The following is a 22604-nucleotide window of genomic DNA, read 5'->3' as shown; positions in this document are numbered from 1 at the left end:
TTTTGTCAACTGATTGTTGATTTCTGCTGACATACTGCACTAGTGCAGTCTCCCTTAGTCAATTTCATTCCGAATCCAAAAGCCTCTGTCTCTAAATGTCTTTAAAAGGGACATCAGCTAATCTCGCCCAGGTGTGAGGACCAACGGTGCCATCTTCGTAAAGTCCATTGTCATGTTGAAATTGTCTCACTGCGTTATCGGTGTCAGATCCGAAGACACCATTAACAGCATTGCTCTTAAGGTAGCTGTAGAAGGCTAAAAGGCGTTGCAGGATTGCAACTTCTACACTGTAGTTGTCATCGCATTGAGACAAGGTTGGTAAGTAGTTAGGTAAATAATCAGTTTGACTTTTCATTGAATACCTCGTGTTTGTACTGCTACTCGACGTTTGCTAATTTTGTAGGATGTACTAGATGTAGACGTGCAGTAACTTTTCGCAAGGTGGCTGTAATGCATTACTGCCATAGATTTATAAAGGTTTTTCGTGCATATTGAACTTCCTACCTGGTTGTGAGACTGTTGTAGAGTCGAGCTATCAGGGCAGCATATAAAGCTGTGCCTATAGTCCAAAATAGAAGGCCAACAATAAAGCTTCCCCAGGTAATAACTCTAGTAATATTGCTCAAGTCCATGTGCAGGACATAACTAAAAAAAGCCATTGCCGCTTTTGGTGCTATTGCTACAAACAGAATGCAGGCTATATACACTAAGCCTGTGATTATAGCTGTAGCAAGGGCAAGCGATCGCGTGTTTAGCTTGTTAATAGGGTGCCTGACATTATGTTGATTTTCTCGATGATGACTTTGCGATACCATAATTCACCTCTGATTAACTGAGTGGAAAGCTTGAATAATTTAAATCAAAAAAATTAAGTTTTTAAGAAATCAAAAAAATATATATTTATTCCACACGCACAATATCTCTCATTCCTAGCCAGTTATAGCGTCGAATCACCCAAGGCAACACTATAATTACAATGAGGAAAATAACAGAAATAACCATTCCTAAAGGTGTTCCTACGCTTAATTCTCCTCCCATATATGTAAGTAAAAATGTTGAAGGAATCATGCCTAAAAAAGTAGCAAGGGCATATTTAGGGAGAGAAATACCTGCGATTCCCGCAGCGTAGCTAATCAAATCGAAAGAAAATATTGGCAGCATCCGAGTAATAAAAATTAACCAGCTTAGATATGTCTCTCCTTTGTTTTTCGAGAAATAAATGATTTTACCAGTTAAAGCTTTTATTGCCGATCGCCCCAAAGTTCGTCCCAAAAAATAAGCAATTAAACCACCCAAAAAACCTCCTATTATACTGTAGATTCCTGCTAGAACTGCTCCCCAAATAGTGCCAGCTATAACTGCGAGTGGCGCACTGGGAATAGGACTAATAACTACAGATAAAGCCAAAATACCAATATAGACAAATGGGCCAAGTAAGCCTAAATTTTTAACCTTTTGTCTAAATCCTTCCGGTGTTAATATATTTACCTGGGGATTCAGTAGCCAATAACAGACGGCTAAACATAGGAGCAAAATTGCCAACGCAAAGGCGTTTTGACGATTAAACAGGATTTTGATTCTTTCCTGTCTTTTCACTTACTTAGTTCTCCCAATATTTTAGGTATTACTTCTCTTGGTGCTGTCTCCCAGACGAGGGAAAAAAGCTGGTGTATTGCTGGTATAGCGATCGTACTCTTCGCCAAATTCTGCTCGTACCTCACGTTCTTCCTGGTGTGCCAACTTGGTATACATCCACACCAAAATTGGGAACATCAACAGCGTTAAAATTGTCGGCCACTGAAGCAGGAATCCGAACATAATGAGGATAAAAGCAACATATTGGGGATGACGAATCGTTGCATAAGGTCCAGAGATCGCTAATGTGTGGCTGCGCTGGGCTTTGTAAAGGACTTCCCAAGCAGAGCTAAGATAGATGAGTCCACCAAAAACTAACACGTTACTTAAAATGTGAATTGGGTTTAAGTGGGGGTTGCCTTTCCAACCTAGTAATGTCCACCAGAGATGTCCAGTATCATGGGAGAAAATATCCAGTTTGGGATAGCGAGTTTGCAACCAACCTGATAGTAAGTAAAGGGTCAATGGAAACCCATACATTTCTGTAAATAAAGCGACAATAAAGGCTGAGAAAGCACCAAATGAACGCCAATCACGAGGACTTTTTGGCTTTGTGAAGCTGAAGGCAAAAATGATGAATATCAGTGAATTGATAATTACTAAAGACCAAAGACCATAAGCAGGGATATCTTTCATAATTCATTTTCCTTTCTTGTGGTGAAGTACTAGTTCTTTTGTGCCAATTGCCTTTATTGAGATTGGTTATTATCTCCACCGCCTCCCCCATGCCCGCCATGTCCATGCATCATGAATAAGTGCATAAGTATACAAATTCCCAGAACTAAGAATAGCGGCGGAAGACCAAGTATATGCGCCCAATGTTCTGTTATGAGAAAGAAGGCGATGATAGCGAGAAAGACAAACAATGCGATTTTTACAACTGATATTCTTGTGCTAGATTGATGATTGTGTGGATGAGCCATGTTTTCTTAAGTTGTAGTAATTAAAATTTCTTACTTGTCTAGCTTTACAGCGAAATCAGCTTTTTAGCTGGCGGCAACATTAGAGGTATATTATTTGCTACTGGCTTTTTCCTAAAAAATGTAATTGAGATAGGAAGAGACATCAAAATAAAGACCAGTGGCAGGGTGTAAAGAAAGATAGAAACTGCTACCAGTAAAAAAGCACTAACAATGAAGACAACAAATAATGCCTGGTTTGCAGATAGGTTATCAAGCTGGAAGGAATAATGTTTATGTTGATGAATCATAAAAAACCTCCTTTTCTAGGACTATGTGCTGGATAACTTAAATCCTTTCAACAGTGATGAATTGACAATTACTGACAAGGAACTCAAAGCCATTGCAGCTGCGGCAATCATTGGGTTGAGTAAACCGAAGGCAGCGATAGGAATGCCAATGGAGTTGTAAATAAATGCCCAGAATAGGTTCTGTTTAATTTTGAGCATCGTGGCACGAGATAGGCGAATCGAGGTGACAACATCTCGCACATCGTTTTTAACCAAAATGATCCCGCCTGTTTCCTTAGCCACATCCGCACCAGAACCAATCGCAATCCCAATGTCAGCAGTTGCTAAAGCGGGTGCATCATTAACACCATCTCCCACCATTGCCACAACTTCGCCGCGTCGTTGAATATCTTTAACGACTTGGGCTTTATCACCGGGCAATACCTCAGCAATTACCTTATCGATTCCTAGTTGACGAGCGATCGCTTCGGCAGTACGCTGGTTATCTCCAGTGAGCATCACGACTTTAACTTTTTCCCGCCGCAAAGCTGCGATCGCTTCTTTGGCTTCAGGTTTGATGGTGTCCGCTACTGCTACAATCCCCATCAGCAGACCATTACAACCAACCAGCATGGCTGTTTTACCATCAGATTCCAGACGAGTCAATATCTCTTCTGTTGCCGGATTTATTTGATAGCCTTGCTCGCGGAACAAGCGGCGATTACCCAGCAAAATCCTATCTCGATTGATTTCTCCCCGAATCCCATGTCCGGGAATTGCCTCAAAATTACTCACTTTGGGAATATCTAGCATCTGGTGTTTGGCTGCTCGCACAATTGCTTCACCCAAAGGATGTTCTGAACCCGTTTCTACTGCCGCTGCTAACCGCAGAATTTCATCCTTTGGGCGTTCTGCTAAGGGGACAATATCCGTCACACTAGGCTCACCACGAGTCAAAGTTCCAGTTTTGTCGAAAATTACAGTTGAGAGCTTTTCTGCCCTTTCTAAAATTTCCCCACCCCGAATTAAAATCCCGGCTTCTGCTCCCTTACCCACACCAACCATCAACGCGGCTGGAGTCGCAATACCCAAAGCACAGGGACAAGAAATAATTAACACAGCAATAAATGCCAGTAAAGCTTGGGGAAAGTTCCCGACAAGTAACCAACCAATAAAAGCAAGCACGGCAATTCCCACAACCGCAGGGACAAAATAACCCGTCACTTTATCCGCCAACCGTTGGACTTGAGCCGTACTTGTTTGGGCTTCCTCTACAATTTTGATGATTTGAGCTAAAGCCGTTTCCGCCCCCACACGAGTCGCCCGAAAACGGAAAAGTCCGGTTCTGTTTAAAGTACCACCAATCACCGCAGATTCGGCTTGCTTCTCTACTGGTAGTGACTCCCCTGTCAGCATTGACTCATCTACAGATGAAGATCCATCCAGCACAATTCCATCCGTCGGTACTTTTTCTCCCGGACGGACAACAACTGTTTCATCCACCATTAATTGCTCTGCCGGAATTTCCATCTCCATACCATCTCGGATGACTCTGGCAGTGGCAGGTTTTAAATCTAGAAGTTTGCGTACTGCTGCCGATGAGTTCTTTTTGATAATTTCTTCCATATACTTGCCTAGTAAAACAAAGGCAATAACGACGGCAGAAACTTCAAAATAAACGCTACGTTCCTCAACTCCAACAGGTAGAGCATTAGGAAAGAAAATCACTGCCACACTATAGAAATAGGCAACGCTGGTTCCTAAAGCAATCAGGAAATCCATGTTTACATTGCGGCTTTTGATGGCATTCCACGCTCCCACGTAAAATGACCAGCCACCAATGAACTGTACAGGGGTAGCCAGGATAAAAAGCCAGACTCCCCAAGTGAACCAGGGTAGAGCAGAAATCGGCACCCAGCTTAAGATACTTACACCAGCTGCCAGTCCCAAAAATGCAGCCGCTCGCAGAATTGCTAAAAATAGTACCCCCGTCATCGCAATGGTGACGCGAGTCCGCATTGATTTAAGTTCCTTCTCAGGATCTAAAAATGTGTTTAAGCAAGTTTGGCTGCAAAAATAGTAATTGCGTCCACCTCTTTCTGTCTTCAAGGATGTGGCTTTAGGTACTGTCATGCCACAAATAGGATCTTTCGCCATCCCACCTTGGGGTACAATGCTGGCGTGTCTATGTCCGTGATGCTCGTGAGTTCTTGCCATTTTTCAATGAACTCCTTCATCCTGCTGGTTGTGATTTAAAAGTATGCAGGCAAGTCTGGCTGCAAAAATAGTAAGTCTGTCCGTCTCGCTCGGACTTCAATGCTGTAGCCTTTTCTACAGTCATGCCACATATTGGGTCTACAGCAGTCTTTTCACTATCTTGTTGACGCTTGCGTCTAAAAAAATTCCACATAATTGACCTCCTTGAGAACAGATGTACTTGCGGTAAACCACCTGCTAGGAATCAAAGAAACAAGCCAAATTCTCTTTCCTACTGCTTCCTACTTGGAATTCAACTTGCTTCAGGCTTTGACTTATACCAAGCCTGATACCACTGCTGCATCTGGTTAATTTCAGCTGTTTGAGTTTTAATGATGGACTGAGCTAAGTTACGAATTTCTGGTTTGGTAGCTTTTTTAGTAGCCATCTGCGACATCATTAGAGCCATGCGATGATGAGGAATCATCTGACGGATAAATTCTTTGTCGAAATCTGGTGCATTTTTCAAGGCTGCCAAATCTACATTCATACCCATCATGTTGCAGTTCATCGGCATTTTCATCATGCCTGGGTTCATCTGTTGGCACATACGCTGATGCATTGCCATCATTTCTTGACGAGTCATGGCTGTTACAGGTACTTCTTTCCCGTACCATGCCTTGTACCAAGATTTCATTTGCTGAATTTCGCGGTTTTGGTCATTTTTAATCGCTGCCGCTAGCTTTTTAATTTCTGGGCGTTGAGCGCGACTTAATGCGATATCAGCCATTTCCATTGCTTGAGTGTGATGAGGAACCATCATTTCAATGAAATGTTGATCCATATTATTCATCATCCCTCTTTGGGGAGGAGGACTAGTTTCTGTAGATGGGTGATGAGTATTGTGTTCTGAGTTTGAAACCTGCGCTTGTGCGTTATTTAAAATTACTAATCCAGCGAGCGTACTACTGGTTAATATACCAGCCAAGCCATAAGACAATGTTTTTGTCTTCATAATCTTACCTCATTGTAGAAGTTAAACACAAATTCCATTCATTAAATTATCGGAAAATTATGAGGAACTTGTGAGATAAAAAATCTTCGAGTAACTTAATAAAATTGTTCAACTAGACAGCAGTAATAAAGGCTTTTTTAAAGCTTCACTTTCTTGAAATAATTAAGCTAATTTTCTTTCCAAGCACTTAGTTAGATGTTTCTATCTTCCATAAAATCCTATACTTTAAGCTTTTCACCTAGAGATGAAAAGAGGATGAAATATTTTTTCTGTACACGTTTCTTTACAAATCAAGGCGATCGCATCCTTACTGATCTAGTGATAAATGCGATTGCCTGAAGGACACTGCTAAAGACAATCGCGCTGTTTGGACTTTGTTTAACATCCATGCTTAATTCAGGGGTTGACCCACACCCACTGCTAGCAATTGGTCACGAGTTGGTTTACCTGTCAGCACTAACACTCCGTTGATAGCGATCGCTGGCACTGACTGAACTCCATAATGTTCAGCTTTCGCTAGATAAGTCTGCTGCTCCTGACTTGAACGCAAATCATAGACTAATACTTCACAATTTGAACAAGCTAATTCTTGCACTGTACGAACTGTTTCGTCACAAAGAGGACAATTGGCTGTAAATATCTCAATTTGACGTTTTGTCATAATCTCCACCAACAATTACTTTACTAATATTGTCAACTCTCCTGTTAAGGGGAGATTCAAGCTTATGAATACAATCTTAATAATTTGTATAAATTTATTTGATATTAATTACAAATTAATTTTCTTCATACAAATTTATAACTATGTTTTGCTTCATAAAAGTTTTTCTCGCGATCTCTTGACTCTCCAGTTAAATGGAGCATTAAAGATTAAATTATTAACTTGCGAAAAGAAAGGATAACTTTTTGTCCTTTCAATAGTTATACCTGGGAATTTATTTATGACAAGCAGACAAAAGTTACATCAGAGATTCACATCAAGTGCTGATTCTAAAGTACCTCATCAGAATCAATTCACCGTTCAATTATTTTTGGGAAAATTCTGGAGATCGTTTGTTGACTTCCTCTATAAAGAACCAGAACCAGAAGTTTGGGAACGGCACGACCGCCAAGGTAATATCTGGTGGTTTGCCTATGATCCAGCAACAGGTAAATCTGCTTCTTTGGGTTCGGAACAGGAAGTTTTAATTTGGATTGAGCAACTTTATTATCAAAAAACTTTAACTGCTAACAAACATAGATGGTAAAGCAAAGCCTAAGTTGAATATTTAGTTCTACGGAGATTAGTTATGAGAATAATACCCAGTAAATTTTTTGATGATTTTCAAACTTACCAAAAACAAAAATGGACACCCTCAGATATTTCTGATGGATTTAGACTTCAATTTCAAGAAGTCAGCCAACCTTTGAATCATGCGGCTAGGGCGATCGCTCTAGCTTTGATGGATAGTTCAACTCCTTTTATTTGGCAGACAAGCGATCGCATGGGAAATATCTGGTGGATTATTGATGATTCACTGATCGGAAATCGTTTCCATGCGTTATCTGAAGAGGAAGTTCGTGCTTGGCTTGCACAACATCACTATGCTAAACCTAACTCATCACAGAGTATTTCAAGTGATGTAGACTTTATTATCAAAAAAATCTAGTTTATAACAAACAGAAACAGAAAGGCAGAGGTAATACCAATTCTGTATGAAGATACACTCATCTAAAAGAGAAAAAACTTAAACAGGAAGAAATGCAGAGACCTTATACGTAAGGTCTCTACACATATTACACAAATATGCAAACTGTTGTACATTTAATTTGATAATGTTTGAAATAAATTCTGTAAAGCTAACATTTGTTCTTTTAAGCTAACTACTTCCTGACGCATCAGTGGTGGCAGCCTATCAACTTCTCGGAGTTGATAAATCTGAGAACGCAAATGCTCATTTAGCGGTTGATAAATTTCCTCTGGACAAGATAAAAGAAACATTGTTAGCAAATGAGCTAAGTTTTTCTCTTGGAGTTGCCATTTTCCTGTAACAGAAGTTTCTGAGCAATTTCTAGTCAACAGTACTTCTTGAGCAACTGTCCATAAAGGATGCGATTTAATTTCTTCCAATAAACAGCACCATATCTCGAACAATTCATTTGATAGATTATCTCCAGTAATGCAGAGAACAGAAGTTAACTCTGGTGGCAAATTTATTAATATCGTATCCAGCAATGAAAATAATGAATCTGGCTGTTGTTGAGCCAATAAAGTTGGTGCAATATCCTTAAAATAAGGCGCAACTTTCGCCCATTGATGTATATCAATTCCTACATGAAAAAAGTTTTGATTGGAAATATTCTTATTAGAAATAAGGATATAGCCACGACACTTACCAGTTGCAGTATCAATGGGTTGTAGAGCATCCCATAAAACAGTTAGGGGAATCCAGTGAGGTGGGTATTTAAAACGAGCTACATCTAAAAGCAACACAAGGTCACGTTCCGGATGGTATCCTCCCACTGGTGAAAAGTGTCCATCCCCAGTTTGTCCTACAACTTGTCGTGAATAGCCAACAACTAAATGTAAACCTTGAGGTAGAAAAGTGGCTTGCTTAACAGATTCTCGGAACTCCTGTAGGTTGCTTTGGTCGTAACGATAGGGTTGTACTTTAGCTCCATTACAACGTGCTAAACAGACAAATTCGTCAAAAGTAATACCTTGATTTTTAACTGCACTCAGTGGTTGACAACATTCGAGAAATTCTTCACCGTACCATCTCCATACACCTTTCCAAATTCGCCCAGGATCAATGGATAAGGCGTTGAGAACCATGACTAAAGTACCTAACCCGCAAAAAGCTGGCTCTGATTGAGTATGGAATTGTTCAGCCAGCGGAAAATAACCCTCCATACCCCCTAATGCGATCGCTTCTTGAAAGATTTGTCGTCCATCAGGGGAAGCAAAAGAAATACTAGGAGGAGGTAAGGGACGACGATAAAATCCTTCAGTAATCATGAACAAAGAAAATCTCAACTATGATGGATTGAATTATTGCAGATATTCAGATATATCATTGGTCAGTTATCTGTTGTGTTTAGCATCTAATTGTGTAAGTATAACTGCGGCTAATAAAAGCCCAGTTCCTAATAATCTGGGCGCACTGACGATATGACTCATAACCCCAAATAAACCAAACTGGTCAATGATCAGTGACATCAGCATCTGTCCAAATGCTACAGCCATTGTTGTGTTTGTCAAACCTAATTTAGGAATGCTGAGAGTATTGAGCGTTACGTAAGTTGCTCCCAAAGCACCGCCAAAGAAAGCCCACCAAGGAGCTTGAGACAATTGGTTGAGGGATAGCGGGCCGATGACTCCCAGCACCATCAGTAGTGCTAAAGTTGTAAATCCAATAGTGAAATTAACAGTAGCAGCACCGATCGCGGAACGAATTACTTGCATTAATCGAACATTAGCAGCACTACCATAAGCAAGCAGTCCGCCAGCAGAACCAGCACCAGCGATCGCTAGCAAAATTTCCATACTAATACTCCAAACTAAAAACTCTTATTTCAAAGTGAGAAAAAAAACGGCTAAGAGTAATAATGCTCCAGCAATGCGTCGGTTAGGCGTAAGACGACGAGGCTGCACTGAGAGCCATCCAAAATGATCTACCAGCATCCCCATGAAAGATTGACCACTGACAATCAACGCAATTGTGAGCGTAGTTCCCAAGTTAGTTGTCAAGTATGCACTTGAGGTTATGTACCAAGCACCCACCAATCCGCCACAAAAAGCCCACCAAGGTGCTTTGGGTAACGCAGACCAATTTGGTCGTCCGAATTTGCCAGTTAATAGAAGACTTACGAGAACGATAGTGCCTACGAAGTAGGAAATATCTCCAGCTAGAGGGAAAGAACCTATTGACCGAGCTAACTGAGCATTAATTGCTGCTTGAATAGGCAGTACGGCTCCATTAAAGAAAGCAATTAACAGAGAAGGTGAAGGGGGACGAATTAAGGTTGAAACAGTGGGAGATTTTGAAACAGTGGTTTTTGTTGAGGGTAAATGGATGATGCTCATAGCTGTTAGTCCAGTGAATTACAAGTCCGACGCTGAACTATGCCAGAACCGCTGAAATGGTACAACCATAGGCAAATTTTGCCAATAGCGCATTCCAAAAGCTTTCCGAACTTTAGTTCAAGCTGGTTATTGTTTGCTGGAGTTTATCTTCAAATATCTAGTTCACTGGAGAGTCAAGAGACTTGAACAGAAATTTTTCCCCAGTTCAGTTAATGTATGGGAAATAGCTGCAAAGCTAGTTGAGAAAGGACTTTTTGCGTAGTTCCAATTTTTTTCTTCTACCCCCTTGACACTCCAGTTCACTGGAGCATTCAAGATGAAATCAGTCTTGAACACGACTTGATAATTGGAGCTTTGAAATGGAAAATGCCACACTTAAACTACGCGGTATGAGTTGCGCTTCCTGCGCCAGAAGTATTGAAGATGCGATTAGTTCTGTCCCTGGTGTAAATGAATGTAGCGTGAACTTTGGGGCAGAACAGGCAACAGTTGATTATGACCCCAGAACAACAGATTTACAAGCTATACAAGAGGCGGTAGATGCAGCAGGTTATTCTGCCTATCCCCTCCAAGAACAAAATCTGATGGCGGGAGAAGATGATGAAGAGAAAAGATATCGCCTGAAAGAGTCCCGCGATTTACAACAAAAAGTAACAGTAGGGGGCATCATTAGCATAGTGCTGGTGATTGGCTCACTACCAATGATGACAGGGTTAAACCTACCTTTTATTCCCACATGGTTGCATAATCCTTGGGTGCAATTAGTCCTCACAACTCCTGTACAGTTTTGGTGTGGTTACTCCTTTTACGTTAATACCTGGAAAGCTTTTAAGCGTCATGCCGCGACAATGGATACCTTAATTGCTTTAGGTACAAGTGCAGCATATTTTTATTCCCTATTTGCCACCATATTTCCTGGGTTTTTCATTGCTCAGGGATTGATGCCAGATGTGTATTATGAAACTTGTGCTGTCGTCATTACCTTGATTTTACTAGGGCGACTATTTGAAAACCGCGCCAAAGGACAAACCTCAGAAGCTATCCGTAAGTTGATTGGTTTACAAGCGAAAACTGCTCGGTTGATTCGCAATGGACGAGAAATAGATGTACCGATTGAGGAAGTAGAAATTGGTGATGTAGTGTTGGTTCGTCCTGGGGAAAAGATTCCCGTTGATGGCGAAGTAGTTGACGGGACATCGACAGTTGATGAAGCGATGGTGACTGGGGAAAGTGTACCCGTGAAGAAGCAACCAGGGGATGAAGTCATCGGAGCTACTATCAACAAAACTGGAAGTTTTAAATTTCGAGCGACAAGAGTTGGTAAAGATACCGTACTGGCGCAGATTGTCCAACTAGTGCAGCAAGCTCAAGGCTCAAAAGCCCCCATTCAAAGACTAGCAGACCAAGTTACTGGGTGGTTTGTGCCGGCGGTAATTGCGATCGCCATTCTTACCTTTATCATCTGGTACAACATCATGGGCAATGTCACCCTGGCGTTGATTACCACAGTTGGGGTATTAATCATCGCTTGTCCTTGTGCATTGGGTTTAGCTACACCGACTTCTGTGATGGTAGGTACAGGTAAAGGTGCAGAAAACGGCATCTTAATTAAAGGTGCGGAAAGCTTAGAAATAGCACACCAGATTCAAACAATTGTCTTGGACAAAACAGGCACAATTACCCAAGGTAAACCCACAGTTACAGATTTTCTCACAGTTGACGGTACACGTAACGGCAACGAAATGAAGCTGATACAACTAGCCGCATCCTTAGAACGCAACTCCGAACATCCCTTGGCAGAAGCAGTTGTTAGATACGCCGAATTTCAGCAAGTACCATTAGCAGATGTCAGAGATTTTGAAGCGATCGCAGGTAGCGGTGTCCAAGGTATCGTTTCTAACCGTCTTGTGCAAATTGGTACACAACGCTGGATGGAAGAGTTAGGCATTTACACCCAAACCTTGCAACAAGACAAAGAACGCTTAGAATACCTGGGTAAAACAGCAGTTTGGTTGGCAGTTGACGGCAAAATACAAGGATTGATGGGGATTGCTGATGCCATTAAACCTACTTCCACCCAGGCTGTGAGAGCATTACAAAAACTTGGTTTAGAAGTTGTGATGCTCACAGGTGATAACCGCCGCACCGCAGAAAGTATTGCCCGTGAAGTTGGTATCAAAAGAGTCTTGGCAGAAGTGCGTCCCGACCAAAAAGCCGCGACAGTACAAGCATTACAAGCAGAAGGCAAAATTGTGGCGATGGTTGGTGATGGTATCAATGATGCACCAGCCTTAGCTCAAGCCGATGTGGGAATTGCAATTGGTACAGGTACAGATGTGGCGATCGCCGCTAGTGATATCACCTTAATCTCTGGTGATTTGCAAGGCATAGTTACAGCCATTCAACTCAGCCGCGCTACAATTCGCAACATTCGCCAAAACCTATTCTTCGCCTTCATTTACAACGTTGCTGGTATTCCTATCGCCGCCGGAATTCTCTTCCCCATCTTCGGTTGGTTACTCAACCCCATCATCGCCGGTGCAGCAATGGCATTTAGTTCAGTTTCCGTAGTCACTAATGCGCTGCGTTTACGCAACTTCCAACCTAAAACACTTGCATAGAGGAAATAACAATGCTCAATCAAACCATATTTTTCGGGACTTTAGCAGGATTTGGATTTCTGTTGGGAGTGATTTCAGGAACGCTAGTGTAGCTAATAATTTACACCAATTCTCTTTCAATCCCTAAAACTCAGACCATAGCTGACTTTCTTAATTACGAACTTGTACTGAGCGCAGCCGTACCACTCCGTGGAAGCAAGCTACGCGGAGCGTCTGTCTCCGACACGCTACGCGAACGTAGAGAAGTATTACGAACCACGAATTATATCCATGTAGGAGGTTTTTCAATGGTAAACAAAACAGCACTCATCGGTAGTATAGCCAGTTTAGGAATTGTATTATCAATTGCATCTGGTGAAGCAGCAGCACAAAAATCTCACGATACACACTCATCTGCAACAGTTCAAACTAATCAATTTCAACGTATTGAACAGCCATTAGAGAATAAGATAGCCGTCACCCTCGGCGGATTGGGACTACTTGGCCTACAACTTTGGTGGTTCTTGCTGAGTAAACCTAAGTCTCAGAAAGCAGTGGCAACAGGTGGAAATGTCCAAGAAGTAACCGTCATTGTTGATGGGGGATATGATCCTAGTCGAATTGTGGTGCAAGTAGGGAAACCAGTAAGGCTGAAATTTGAACGCAAAGATCCCAGCAGTTGCTTAGAACAAGTTGTGATTCCAGATTTTTACATTGCCGCAGATTTACCGCTAAATCAAGTAACCACTGTGGAATTTACACCCAAACAAGCTGGAACTTATCTCTTCACCTGTGGCATGAATATGTTTCGTGGTGAAATTCAAGCCGAAGCTTCAGACATTCAATCAACAGTCATAAAGGAAGAAAAAACGATGAAAGAACCACAACCCAAATCCTTCAGTTCAATCGATGAGCATGAAACAACTGTAGAGCAAAGAATTCAGAAAACCACCATCAATGTAGATAAGGGATATGCACCGAATCATGTTGTTGTCCAAGCGGGGCAAAGAGTACAACTCAACTTTCTGCGCGAAAATCCCAGTAATTGCCTTGCGAAAGTGCTAATTCCTGATTTTGGTATTGCTGCTGATTTACCAGTCAATCAATTAACCTCAATTGAGTTTACACCCGAAAAACCAGGCGAGTATGCTTTCACCTGCGGGATGAATATGTTTCGTGGTGCAATTTCAGTCCAAGCCACAGATGATAGTGAAAAAACTACTTCTACTCAAATTAGTTTCTCCTGAGCATGGTGAAAGCAGGTGAATTTTGCCCCTGCTGTCACAACTGGATTGCCTATCTCGTCTAGCTTAGTGAATGCCTAGTTCGGAGATATGTATGCTTTTTGTCAAGCTGTCCTTGAAGTCAGTTTAGGGGACAGGATTCATTCGTTAACTTTCTAAGGAATCGAAAATGATTGATATTGGACTTACGCATATTGCTCTGCCTGTCTCAAATATTGAACAAAGTATTGAGTTTTACGCTACCTACGCACAAATGCAAGTGGTTCATCGTCGCATTGATACTGACACAGAAGTTGTGGTTGCTTGGCTAACAGACCATACTCGCCCATTTGCAATTGTTCTCATTGAAACTAAGTCAATACATCCTGTTCTCTCGCCATTAGCACATCTGGGAATTGGCTGTAAGAGTCGTGAAGCAATGGATGTTTTGTGTGATCAGGCTCGTCAAGCGGGGGTACTGGTTGACGAACCCAAAGATTCTGGGTATCCGGTCGGATATTGGGCATTCTTGCGAGACCCAGATGGTCACACATTGGAATTATCTTACGGCCAGGAGATTGGTCTAACAGTGGAGCAGGGGAATATTTAGCACACATTTTTGAAAAAATAGGAGAATTTTTATGAAAGGTGATCATTTGCGCTCGACTACCCAAGCCACAAATTTACAACCACAAAAACCATACAATACTGGACTTCATGCAACTCGCAATTATTTGCCATTGATTGCCCGCATTCTTTTATCTGGCTTATTCCTGTGGTCAGGGTTTAATAAAATTCTTCACCCAGCTGATACACAAGCATACATGGCAGCCTATGGGATGCCATTCACCTGGCTATTTTTACCAGCAGCGATCGCCCTAGAACTTTCGGCTGGACTGTCTTTACTCCTGGGTTTTTATGCACGCTTAGGAGCTGCGGCCTTAGCCATATTCACCTTCATCGCTACCTTTATTTTCCATAGCAACTTTGCTAACCCAATTGAGCAGATCATGTTCATGAAAAATCTGTGCATCATCGGTGGGTTACTAATGGTCATTCAGTACGGTTCTGGCAACATTGCTTGGCGACCACGTTAATGGGTTTAATTATCCGTCTTTCTCTGCGCTCATCTGCTTCTATCTGCGGTTAATTATTCTTGATATCTTATTATCTACAACTTTAGATGAATTGGGTATCACAAATTAATTTTTCATCTCGTTTAATTCAACGTATTCTAATTCAGAGATGACTATGAAAGTATTAATTGCTGGAGCTACCGGTGCGATCGGTCGTCCACTCATCACACAATTAATTCAAGCTGGATATGATGTAACTGGCTTGACTCGTTCCCCCCAAAACGCCAATTTTCTTACTCAGCAGGGAGCAAAATCCGAAATCATTGATATCTTTGATGCTGATGCTGTTCATACTACCCTTAGCCATATTCAGCCTGAAGTTGTCATTGACCTACTCACTGCTTTACCCAAAAACTATACTCCTGAGTCAATGAGTGCTGCAACTGCCCTAGACCATCGCACCCGCAGAGAAGGAGGTGCAAATCTGCAAATGGCGGCGCAAGCAGCAGGAGTCCGGCGTTATCTTCTCCAGTCCAGCGCATTTTGGTATGCTCCAGGTGTAGGTTTAGCCGATGAAGAAACGCCCTTTGCCTTTGATAGCACACCTGCCATAGCAGCAGGAACACGGATGTATGCAAATATAGAACATCGCCTCTTGTCTGCAAATACTTTAGAAGGTGTTGTCCTGCGTTATGGTTTTCTCTATGGTTCAGGAACTTGGTACGCATCAGACGGAGATATGGCAAATCTTGTGCGACAACAGCAATTTCCCATTGTTGATGACGGACAGGGTGTTTGGTCATGGATACACGTTGAAGATGCTGCTACTGCCACTGTTGCGGCTGTTGAGCAAGGTAAACCAGGGGTTTATAACATCGTTGACGATCGCCCTTTAGAATTGCGAATATGGCTATCTGCCTATGCTGATTGGTTAGGTGCAAAGCCACCTGTAAGGGTATCCGTTGAAGACACACTCAAAACTCAAGGAGCAGATGCAGTTTCCTATGCCACTCAACTGCGAGGGGCATCTAATCTCAAAGCCAAGCAGGAATTGAAGTTTCAGCCGCGATCGCTCCAATGGCTAGATTAAACTCTGGCTTTTAACTTGTATAAGCCAGAGAAGCCCAAATCATTAGAGAGCAGTTTTTTCAAAAATGATATTTTTTATCCTTGACTCTCCAGTTAGATGGAGAGTTTAGGATATGATTCAGTAATCATATTTCACTGAAGTTTGGTAAGTATGTTAGCTCCAGCACAAGCAAAACAGATTGGTGTAGTTGCCAAAGAAAGCGGCGTACCAATTAAAACTATTCGCTACTATGAAGAACTTGATCTACTCAAATCATCCGGAAGAACAGAAGGCGGATTTAGATTATTTAACTCTGATGTTTTAGAAAGACTGCACTTTATTAAACGCGCTCAAAGCTTAGGATTAAGCTTGTCAGAAATTAAGGACTTTTTAAATATTCATGATAGTGGAGAATTACCTTGCGAGCATATCAAAACTAAACTAGAAGATAAAGTAAAAGCTATTGATGAACAAATTCAGCAATTACTGATTTTGAGACAAGAATTATCAGGATTGCTATCTGGTTGGGAAATAAAGCTTGATAATGATCATTCAACAATTTGTCCAATTATTGAACATGAATAAATATTACAAAAAATAATATGAGTGAAACTATAGTTCGCAAACAGTACGACCAGTTAGCGGGTGTTTACGATTTACGTTGGAAAAGTTATATAACTAATACACTATCTTTCCTCAAAAAATGGGCAGAGATATCACCAACAGATACTATACTTGATGTTGCCTGTGGTACTGGTGAGTTTGAACGTTTACTGCTAGCTGAATATTCATCACAACAAATTGTTGGGATAGACATTTCAGATAAAATGCTGGCGATCGCCAAACAGAAATGTAGTGCTTATCCTCAAGTATCATTCCAGATTGCGAGTGCATCAAATTTGCCATTTGACAATGATAGTTTTGATGTGATTGTGTCTGCCAATGCGTTTCACTACTTTGACGATCCACTTGCTGCATTAAAGGAGATGAGACGAGTCCTGAAGCCTGATGGTAAAGTTATTATCCTGGATTGGTGTAGAGATTATTTACTTTGTAAAATATGTGACATTATCCTTAAAGGTTTCGATCCGGCTCATCAGCAGTGTTATACCCAAAATGAATTTCACCGCTTGCTTGAAGATGCAAATTTTGCGGTTTATCGCGCAACCAGAATTCGCTTTGGTGTTGTATGGGGGTTGATGGTAGCTACAGCAATTCTCAAGAATTAAGTTGTTTTATTGCTGCTTATACACTTTTAATTTTACTAAAATTAATACTTTCAAAAGCTTTTCACTAATTACAAGAACAAAAATTCCAATTTTATATAAAACCACAGATGCACACAGATAAACAGTGATGATTTATCTGTGTGCATCTATTTTTATCTGTAGTTATTTTTTTATTTTTCCTCTTGACTCTCCAGGCAGATGGAGAATTTAAGCTAATTCCAGGTTGAGTAAAAAATTAAAAACTTACTCAAACAAACCACGCTTTAGTAGTAAAAAAATCAGGAGTTTTTAGAGATGACACTACAACTTACTATCCCTAAATTAGCTTGTTCAGCTTGTGTAAATACTATCAACACAGCAATTCAAAAAGTTGATGCTGCTGCCACTGTAAAAGCTGATACAAAAACCAAAACTATCAGTGTAGAAACTCAAGCATCAGAGACGGCGATTAAAGAAGCACTCGCCTCTGTTGGTTATCCATCCATCTAGAGGTTTTCAAACATATATCAACAGTTCGCAAAAGCTAACTGTTGATAAAAAATTTATCAATTAGGAATTATTTCGACTCAATTGAAATTATAGGAAATTGCTCAAACATGAACCCTTTGGAAAACCAAACGACTATTCTAGATTCAGACAATGATTTGGAAAATCAGATTCTCATTCCAAATGACGATGATTTAACAGATGAATCACCATCACCGCGATCGCAGCGACCTTGGCTTTGGCTATTGCTCACTCTACTATTAGCAGGTGGAGGAATTGCAGTTTGGCGTATACTAACTCCCAGTCAAAAACCCCCAGTAGCTACTGCTGCTGCGCCTCCTGGTGTACAAGTAAAATTATCTTCCTTAAAAGCCAGCACAATTGAACAAAGTTCAAATTTTATTGCTAACCTCCAATCGCGTCGTTCAGTCATTCTGCGTCCCAGAATTCAAGGACAAATCAGTCAGATTTTTGTCAGATCCGGCGATGAAGTAAAAGCAGGTACACCAATTCTACAAATAGATGCAGAAGAACAAAAAGCAGCAGTTAGCGGTGTGGATGCAGCTGCAATGGCGGCGCGATCGCAACTCGAAAATGCCAAAGCGACTCTCAAATCTATAGAAGCTGAACGTTTATCTAAGCAAGCTGATGTCAAGCTAAACGAGTTGGACTATCAAAGGTACTCTTACTTGGCTGCGGAAGGTGCTATACCTCGCCAAACTCAGGATCAATACGCTAACAAACTAGCTACAGCTAAAGCTAGTTTGAGTACAATTGATGCCCAAATTCAAGCCCAAAAAGCTGCTATCTCTCAAGCCGAAAAAGCTGTACAGCAAGCTCAAGCAGCTACCAAACAACAACAAGTCCAATTGAAATACTACAAAATTACTGCTCCTTTTGCTGGCAAAGTGGGTGACATCCCCATCAAAATCGGTGATTTTGTTGATACCTCTACTCAATTGGCAACTATTACCGAAAATCAAACTCTAGAAGTCAATATCTCCGTACCAGTTCAGCAAGCAACCCGATTGCGTCCTGGAATGACATTACAGTTAATTGACGAACGGGGTAAAAATCTCGGTAGCAGTCGCATATTTTTTATAGCTCCCAACACAGCCAACGATACTCAGTCAGTCTTAGTCAAATCACTGTTTGATAATTCTCGCAGACAGTTGCGAGCCGACCAATTCGTGAAAGCTAAAGTGATTTGGGACAAACGCCCAGGAGTATTAATTCCTACAACAACTGTTATCCGTTTGGGTGCGGAAACCTTTGTTTATGTAGCCGAATCATCCCCCAAAGAAAAACAGCTAGTAGCAAGACTCAAACCCGTAGAGCTAGGTAGTATCCAGGGTAATCAGTATCAAGTGCTGAAAGGGTTAACCGCAGGCGAGAAAATTGTTGTTTCCGGTTTACTCAACTTAAGAGATGGCGCTCCTATTATTCCTGAACCTTAGTTAAATCAAGATTTTTACCAGAAAAAAATAAGTTTATGTTTGCGAATTTTTTTATTAAGCGACCTGTATTTGCGATCGCCTGCGCTTTAGTAATGCTCATGGTAGGCATAATCAGCATTCCGCTACTACCAGTAGAGCAGTACCCAGATATCAGCCCCGTACAAATTAATGTCACCGCTAATTATATTGGTGCTAGCGCGCAAGTTGTAGAAGATACAGTCACAACAGTTTTAGAACGCCAAATTAATGGTGTCGAAGGCTTAAAATATATCACCTCAACTAGCAGCAGTGACGGTACTAGCAACATCATCGTCACTTTTGACCAAGGCTATGACATTGATACTGCGGCGGCTGATGTGCAGAATCGCGTCTTGCTGGCAGAACCAAAACTGCCAGAAGTTGTCCGACAAACAGGAGTTTCTGTTACTAAGCAATCCAGTGGCATTGTCTTAGCGATGGCTTTATATAGTGAAGGCGATAAGTATGATGACACTTTTATTAGTAACTACGCCGACCTTTACGTTTTAGACCGCCTCAGACGCATCAAAGGTGTAGGTAATATTGCAACTTTTGGCGATCGCCGCTATGCGATGCGGTTGTGGCTTGACCCGACTCAGCTTGCTAATCGTAAACTTACCACTGAGGACGTAATTAACGCCCTTCACCAACAAAACTTACAGTTAGGTATCGGAAGTATAGGACAACCACCTGCACCCAATGGGCAAATGTATCAAATTGAGTTGCAAACCCAAGGGCGGTTAAAAGAAGCTGACGAATTTGAAAACATGGTCATCAAAGCAGGTACAGATGGCACACTGGTGAAGCTTAAAGATGTTGGTCGTGCTGAACTGGGGGCAGAAAATTACAGTTCCTTTGCTCGCTATAGTGGTCACGTTGCTGTCGGCTATCAAATCCTGCAAATTCCTGGAAGCAATGCTTTAAAGATTGCCAATGCGGTCAAAGCCGAAATGGAGCAAATTGCAAAGGACTTTCCACCTGGTTTGAAATATGAATTTCCCTATGATTCTTCACTATTTGTTGAAGCGTCTCGCCAGGAAGTTGTCAAAAATTTATTGGAATCAATTGTGCTGGTTGTCTTAGTAATTTTTGTTTTCTTACAAGACTGGCGCACTACCCTCATTCCCGCAATTACAATTCCGGTTTCTTTAATTGGGACGTTTGCCTTTGTAAAGGTTTTCGATTTTTCACTTAACAGCTTGACTTTGTTTGGTTTGACTTTAGGGTCGGGGATGGTGGTAGACGATGCAATCATCATTGTCGAACAAATTAACCGCTTTATCCAGAGTAAAGGGATGAATCCCCGGCGCGCGGCTAGTGAATCCATGACAGAACTGTTTGGGGCGGTCATTGCCACATCTCTCGTACTCATGGCTATGTTTATTCCTGTGGGATTCTTCCCTGGAACAACGGGACAACTATATAAACAATTTGCACTGACAATTGTTTTCTCAATTGTACTTTCGACTTTTATTGCTATTACCTTAACTCCAGCTCTGGCAGCTATGTTGTTGCGGAAAACTCAAAAACCACGCGGTTTACTAGGCTGGATTTTTGGAGCGATTAATTGGTTACTTGACTGGATGCAAAAAGGATACCAACAAATTCTCCGGTTGCTGATCAACTTTAAAATTGTTGTTGTGGTACTGTTTATTGCATCTTTGGTTTGGACAGGCTGGCTTTATCTGCGCGTACCGACAGCATTTTTACCAGAAGAAGACCAAGGTTATTTTATTAATTTAATGCAGGGGCCAGATGGCACTTCACTCAACTACACCCGTGAAGTTGCGAAGCAAGCAGAAAAAACACTGCTGAAAATTCCAGAGATTCAAGGTACTTTTGCAATGGGTGGTGTGGGTTTTAGTGGTAATACTCCCAACCGAGGCTTGATATTTGCACCGCTAAAATCTTGGGATGTACGAAAAACAGCCGAACAAACTGCATCAGCAATTGTAAATCAAGCTAGAGGTGGATTGTCAGCAATTAAAGACGCAGCCGTGTTTGCGGTAAATCCTCCGACTATCCAAAGTTTAGGGAGTGTCGGTGGTTTTGTGTTTCAGTTGCAAGATAGAGGAGACAGAAATAATAGTGATATCAATAATTTAGTCAAAATTAGTCATGATTTAATCGGCAAAGCTAATCAAACACCAGGACTGCAAGGAGTCTTCAGTACCTACACCGCTAATGCACCCCAATTACTTATCGAAGTAGATCGAGAAAAAGCCGAAGCCTTACAAGTCCCTGTCAGAGATATTTTTAGCACCTTGCAGACTTTCATCGGTTCACGCTATGTCAATGACTTTAACGCTTTTGGTCGCACATACCGAGTCTATGTCCAAGCAGATCAACAGTTTCGCTCTAACCCAGAAGATATTGGGCAATTATATGTGCGTTCTGGGCGGGGTGAGATGATTTCCCTCAGTAGTTTGGTGAAGGTTACACCAACCACCGGGCCGCAAACAATTAATCACTATAACCTCTATCGCTCAATAGAAATCAACGGTGCAGCTGCTCCTGGTTTTAGCTCTGGACAAGCAATAGAAGCTATGAAAAATTTAGCGGCTACTGTCTTACCAAAAAACATGAGCTATGAGTGGTCAGGTATTACTTTAGAAGAATTAGAATCTGGTGGTCAAGCACCAATTATTTTTGGTCTAGGAATTTTCTTTGTTTTCTTAGTGCTGGCTGCTCAATACAATAACTTTGTTGACCCTTTGATTATTTTATTATCAGTTCCCTTAGCAGTTTTAGGAGCATTGTTAGCCCAATCATGGCGCGGTTTGTATAACGATGTTTATTGTCAGGTCGGTTTAGTGATGTTAATTGGTTTAGCTAGTAAAAATGCAATTTTAATTGTTGAATTTGCTAACCAATTGCGCGAACAAGGTTTTTCAATTACCAAAGCAGCCGTAAAAGCTTCTGGAGAACGCTTACGACCAATTATCATGACTGCTATTTCTACTCTATTGGGAACTTGGCCGCTTGTTGTTGCTACAGGAGCAGGTTCGGCCAGCCGACAATCTCTGGGTACGGCTGTCTTTGGTGGAATGTTCGTTGCAACTTTCTTGAGTTTGTTTGTAGTACCTATCCTGTATATCGTGATTACCCAAATTCGCTTACTGTTTGTAGGTATACCAAAGTTAAGGAATCAAGAGAGTAAGTTAGCAAAACAATCAGGAATTGACATACTCCGTTGAAAATAAGCGAGAATTCTTAACTTGGCGTACATCCCCTGGCTTGAGCTTAGGGGGTTTTCACTTTACCCCATTATTTTTAATCGAGTTGATACTTGACTCTCCATCTGACTGGAGAATCTAGAATAAAGTAGACGATTAAATTTAAGAG

At 41.3% G+C, this 22604-nt stretch carries 25 protein-coding genes; 12 read left to right on the top strand and 13 right to left on the bottom strand.

The annotated features are described in order from the left end of the window. Positions 1-91: 91 nt before the first annotated feature. The 10 genes from H6G79_RS22695 to H6G79_RS22650 form a co-directional block, all read right to left on the bottom strand. Complete coding sequence (locus H6G79_RS22695; RefSeq protein WP_190592030.1) at positions 92-355, bottom strand: peptidoglycan-binding protein; 264 nt, start codon at positions 353-355, stop codon at positions 92-94. A 145-nt stretch (positions 356-500) separates the two neighbouring features. After that, a complete protein-coding gene (locus H6G79_RS22690) occupies positions 501-815 on the bottom strand; it encodes a DUF5676 family membrane protein (RefSeq protein WP_190592031.1) in 315 nt (104 codons plus the stop codon). 85 nt (positions 816-900) lie between these two features. Continuing rightward, positions 901-1596, bottom strand: a complete 696-nt coding sequence (locus H6G79_RS22685; RefSeq protein ID WP_190592032.1) for a VTT domain-containing protein — start codon at positions 1594-1596, stop codon at positions 901-903. A 21-nt stretch (positions 1597-1617) separates the two neighbouring features. Then, a complete protein-coding gene (locus H6G79_RS22680) occupies positions 1618-2271 on the bottom strand; it encodes an isoprenylcysteine carboxylmethyltransferase family protein (protein ID WP_190592033.1) in 654 nt (217 codons plus the stop codon). A gap of 53 nt (positions 2272-2324) precedes the next feature. After that, positions 2325-2558, bottom strand: coding sequence for a DUF2933 domain-containing protein (locus H6G79_RS22675; protein WP_190592034.1), 234 nt, complete (start codon positions 2556-2558; stop codon positions 2325-2327). A gap of 44 nt (positions 2559-2602) precedes the next feature. After that, on the bottom strand, positions 2603-2845 hold the full coding sequence (locus H6G79_RS22670) for a hypothetical protein (protein WP_190592035.1): 243 nt from the start codon (positions 2843-2845) through the stop codon (positions 2603-2605). Between the two features lie 21 nt (positions 2846-2866). Next, complete coding sequence (locus tag H6G79_RS22665; RefSeq protein ID WP_190592036.1) at positions 2867-5041, bottom strand: heavy metal translocating P-type ATPase; 2175 nt, start codon at positions 5039-5041, stop codon at positions 2867-2869. Between the two features lie 16 nt (positions 5042-5057). Continuing rightward, positions 5058-5234, bottom strand: a complete 177-nt coding sequence (locus tag H6G79_RS22660; RefSeq protein ID WP_190592037.1) for a YHS domain-containing protein — start codon at positions 5232-5234, stop codon at positions 5058-5060. A gap of 99 nt (positions 5235-5333) precedes the next feature. Then, the gene (locus H6G79_RS22655; RefSeq protein ID WP_190592038.1) at positions 5334-6035 is read right to left on the bottom strand and encodes a DUF305 domain-containing protein; all 702 of its coding nucleotides are present in this window, start codon (positions 6033-6035) and stop codon (positions 5334-5336) included. Positions 6036-6426: 391 nt separating this feature from the next. Beyond that, on the bottom strand, positions 6427-6696 hold the full coding sequence (locus H6G79_RS22650; protein ID WP_190592039.1) for a thioredoxin family protein: 270 nt from the start codon (positions 6694-6696) through the stop codon (positions 6427-6429). 280 nt (positions 6697-6976) lie between these two features. On the opposite strand from H6G79_RS22650, the gene H6G79_RS22645 reads away from it, so the two are divergent. Together H6G79_RS22645 and H6G79_RS22640 are read left to right on the top strand one after the other, a co-directional pair. After that, positions 6977-7282, top strand: coding sequence for a hypothetical protein (locus H6G79_RS22645; RefSeq protein ID WP_190592040.1), 306 nt, complete (start codon positions 6977-6979; stop codon positions 7280-7282). 42 nt (positions 7283-7324) lie between these two features. Further along, complete coding sequence (locus H6G79_RS22640; RefSeq protein ID WP_190592041.1) at positions 7325-7684, top strand: hypothetical protein; 360 nt, start codon at positions 7325-7327, stop codon at positions 7682-7684. 155 nt (positions 7685-7839) lie between these two features. On the opposite strand, the gene H6G79_RS22635 is transcribed toward H6G79_RS22640, so the two are convergent. The 3 genes from H6G79_RS22635 to H6G79_RS22625 all read right to left on the bottom strand — a co-directional run bounded on the left by H6G79_RS22635 (position 7840) and on the right by H6G79_RS22625 (position 10101). Next, positions 7840-9033, bottom strand: coding sequence for a phytochelatin synthase family protein (locus tag H6G79_RS22635; RefSeq protein WP_190592042.1), 1194 nt, complete (start codon positions 9031-9033; stop codon positions 7840-7842). A 66-nt stretch (positions 9034-9099) separates the two neighbouring features. Further along, positions 9100-9561, bottom strand: a complete 462-nt coding sequence (locus tag H6G79_RS22630) for a DMT family transporter (RefSeq protein ID WP_190592043.1) — start codon at positions 9559-9561, stop codon at positions 9100-9102. 24 nt (positions 9562-9585) lie between these two features. Beyond that, positions 9586-10101, bottom strand: coding sequence for a DMT family transporter (locus tag H6G79_RS22625; protein ID WP_082370731.1), 516 nt, complete (start codon positions 10099-10101; stop codon positions 9586-9588). Positions 10102-10460: 359 nt separating this feature from the next. Between H6G79_RS22625 and H6G79_RS22620 the strand changes: the two genes are divergently transcribed. The 10 genes from H6G79_RS22620 to H6G79_RS22575 all read left to right on the top strand — a co-directional run bounded on the left by H6G79_RS22620 (position 10461) and on the right by H6G79_RS22575 (position 22456). Then, a complete protein-coding gene (locus H6G79_RS22620; RefSeq protein ID WP_190592044.1) occupies positions 10461-12722 on the top strand; it encodes a heavy metal translocating P-type ATPase in 2262 nt (753 codons plus the stop codon). Between the two features lie 287 nt (positions 12723-13009). Further along, on the top strand, positions 13010-13948 hold the full coding sequence (locus tag H6G79_RS22615) for a cupredoxin domain-containing protein (RefSeq protein WP_190592045.1): 939 nt from the start codon (positions 13010-13012) through the stop codon (positions 13946-13948). 166 nt (positions 13949-14114) lie between these two features. After that, a complete protein-coding gene (locus H6G79_RS22610) occupies positions 14115-14534 on the top strand; it encodes a VOC family protein (RefSeq protein WP_190592046.1) in 420 nt (139 codons plus the stop codon). A gap of 31 nt (positions 14535-14565) precedes the next feature. Continuing rightward, positions 14566-15021: a DoxX family protein gene (locus H6G79_RS22605; RefSeq protein WP_190592047.1), complete on the top strand. Its 456-nt coding sequence runs from the start codon at positions 14566-14568 to the stop codon at positions 15019-15021. Between the two features lie 154 nt (positions 15022-15175). Then, entirely contained in the window at positions 15176-16090 is a 915-nt protein-coding gene (locus H6G79_RS22600) for an NAD(P)-dependent oxidoreductase (protein WP_190592048.1), read from the top strand. Between the two features lie 150 nt (positions 16091-16240). Beyond that, positions 16241-16654: a heavy metal-responsive transcriptional regulator gene (locus H6G79_RS22595; RefSeq protein WP_096585246.1), complete on the top strand. Its 414-nt coding sequence runs from the start codon at positions 16241-16243 to the stop codon at positions 16652-16654. 17 nt (positions 16655-16671) lie between these two features. Continuing rightward, entirely contained in the window at positions 16672-17298 is a 627-nt protein-coding gene (locus tag H6G79_RS22590; protein WP_190592049.1) for a class I SAM-dependent methyltransferase, read from the top strand. Between the two features lie 294 nt (positions 17299-17592). After that, positions 17593-17787: a heavy metal-associated domain-containing protein gene (locus tag H6G79_RS22585; protein WP_190592050.1), complete on the top strand. Its 195-nt coding sequence runs from the start codon at positions 17593-17595 to the stop codon at positions 17785-17787. A gap of 107 nt (positions 17788-17894) precedes the next feature. After that, positions 17895-19241, top strand: a complete 1347-nt coding sequence (locus H6G79_RS22580; RefSeq protein ID WP_190592051.1) for an efflux RND transporter periplasmic adaptor subunit — start codon at positions 17895-17897, stop codon at positions 19239-19241. A 35-nt stretch (positions 19242-19276) separates the two neighbouring features. Further along, the gene (locus H6G79_RS22575) at positions 19277-22456 is read left to right on the top strand and encodes an efflux RND transporter permease subunit (RefSeq protein WP_190592052.1); all 3180 of its coding nucleotides are present in this window, start codon (positions 19277-19279) and stop codon (positions 22454-22456) included. Positions 22457-22604: the final 148 nt, after the last annotated feature.

Source organism: Anabaena sp. FACHB-83, assembly GCF_014697485.1.
Taxonomy (GTDB): domain Bacteria; phylum Cyanobacteriota; class Cyanobacteriia; order Cyanobacteriales; family Nostocaceae; genus Nostoc_B.
This window is presented reverse-complemented; position numbering and strand designations above follow the sequence as displayed.

Coding starts and splice junctions, on each gene's coding strand:
- H6G79_RS22615 (WP_190592045.1), top strand. CDS start 13,010: ATGGTAAACAAAACAGCACTCATCGGTAGTATAGCCAGTTTAGGAATT.
- H6G79_RS22680 (WP_190592033.1), bottom strand. CDS start 2,271: ATGAAAGATATCCCTGCTTATGGTCTTTGGTCTTTAGTAATTATCAAT.
- H6G79_RS22640 (WP_190592041.1), top strand. CDS start 7,325: ATGAGAATAATACCCAGTAAATTTTTTGATGATTTTCAAACTTACCAA.
- H6G79_RS22575 (WP_190592052.1), top strand. CDS start 19,277: ATGTTTGCGAATTTTTTTATTAAGCGACCTGTATTTGCGATCGCCTGC.
- H6G79_RS22645 (WP_190592040.1), top strand. CDS start 6,977: ATGACAAGCAGACAAAAGTTACATCAGAGATTCACATCAAGTGCTGAT.
- H6G79_RS22695 (WP_190592030.1), bottom strand. CDS start 355: ATGAAAAGTCAAACTGATTATTTACCTAACTACTTACCAACCTTGTCT.
- H6G79_RS22650 (WP_190592039.1), bottom strand. CDS start 6,696: ATGACAAAACGTCAAATTGAGATATTTACAGCCAATTGTCCTCTTTGT.
- H6G79_RS22610 (WP_190592046.1), top strand. CDS start 14,115: ATGATTGATATTGGACTTACGCATATTGCTCTGCCTGTCTCAAATATT.
- H6G79_RS22630 (WP_190592043.1), bottom strand. CDS start 9,561: ATGGAAATTTTGCTAGCGATCGCTGGTGCTGGTTCTGCTGGCGGACTG.
- H6G79_RS22585 (WP_190592050.1), top strand. CDS start 17,593: ATGACACTACAACTTACTATCCCTAAATTAGCTTGTTCAGCTTGTGTA.
- H6G79_RS22665 (WP_190592036.1), bottom strand. CDS start 5,041: ATGGCAAGAACTCACGAGCATCACGGACATAGACACGCCAGCATTGTA.
- H6G79_RS22655 (WP_190592038.1), bottom strand. CDS start 6,035: ATGAAGACAAAAACATTGTCTTATGGCTTGGCTGGTATATTAACCAGT.
- H6G79_RS22620 (WP_190592044.1), top strand. CDS start 10,461: ATGGAAAATGCCACACTTAAACTACGCGGTATGAGTTGCGCTTCCTGC.
- H6G79_RS22660 (WP_190592037.1), bottom strand. CDS start 5,234: ATGTGGAATTTTTTTAGACGCAAGCGTCAACAAGATAGTGAAAAGACT.
- H6G79_RS22595 (WP_096585246.1), top strand. CDS start 16,241: ATGTTAGCTCCAGCACAAGCAAAACAGATTGGTGTAGTTGCCAAAGAA.
- H6G79_RS22670 (WP_190592035.1), bottom strand. CDS start 2,845: ATGATTCATCAACATAAACATTATTCCTTCCAGCTTGATAACCTATCT.
- H6G79_RS22590 (WP_190592049.1), top strand. CDS start 16,672: ATGAGTGAAACTATAGTTCGCAAACAGTACGACCAGTTAGCGGGTGTT.
- H6G79_RS22625 (WP_082370731.1), bottom strand. CDS start 10,101: ATGAGCATCATCCATTTACCCTCAACAAAAACCACTGTTTCAAAATCT.
- H6G79_RS22635 (WP_190592042.1), bottom strand. CDS start 9,033: ATGATTACTGAAGGATTTTATCGTCGTCCCTTACCTCCTCCTAGTATT.
- H6G79_RS22600 (WP_190592048.1), top strand. CDS start 15,176: ATGAAAGTATTAATTGCTGGAGCTACCGGTGCGATCGGTCGTCCACTC.
- H6G79_RS22675 (WP_190592034.1), bottom strand. CDS start 2,558: ATGGCTCATCCACACAATCATCAATCTAGCACAAGAATATCAGTTGTA.
- H6G79_RS22605 (WP_190592047.1), top strand. CDS start 14,566: ATGAAAGGTGATCATTTGCGCTCGACTACCCAAGCCACAAATTTACAA.
- H6G79_RS22580 (WP_190592051.1), top strand. CDS start 17,895: ATGAACCCTTTGGAAAACCAAACGACTATTCTAGATTCAGACAATGAT.
- H6G79_RS22690 (WP_190592031.1), bottom strand. CDS start 815: ATGGTATCGCAAAGTCATCATCGAGAAAATCAACATAATGTCAGGCAC.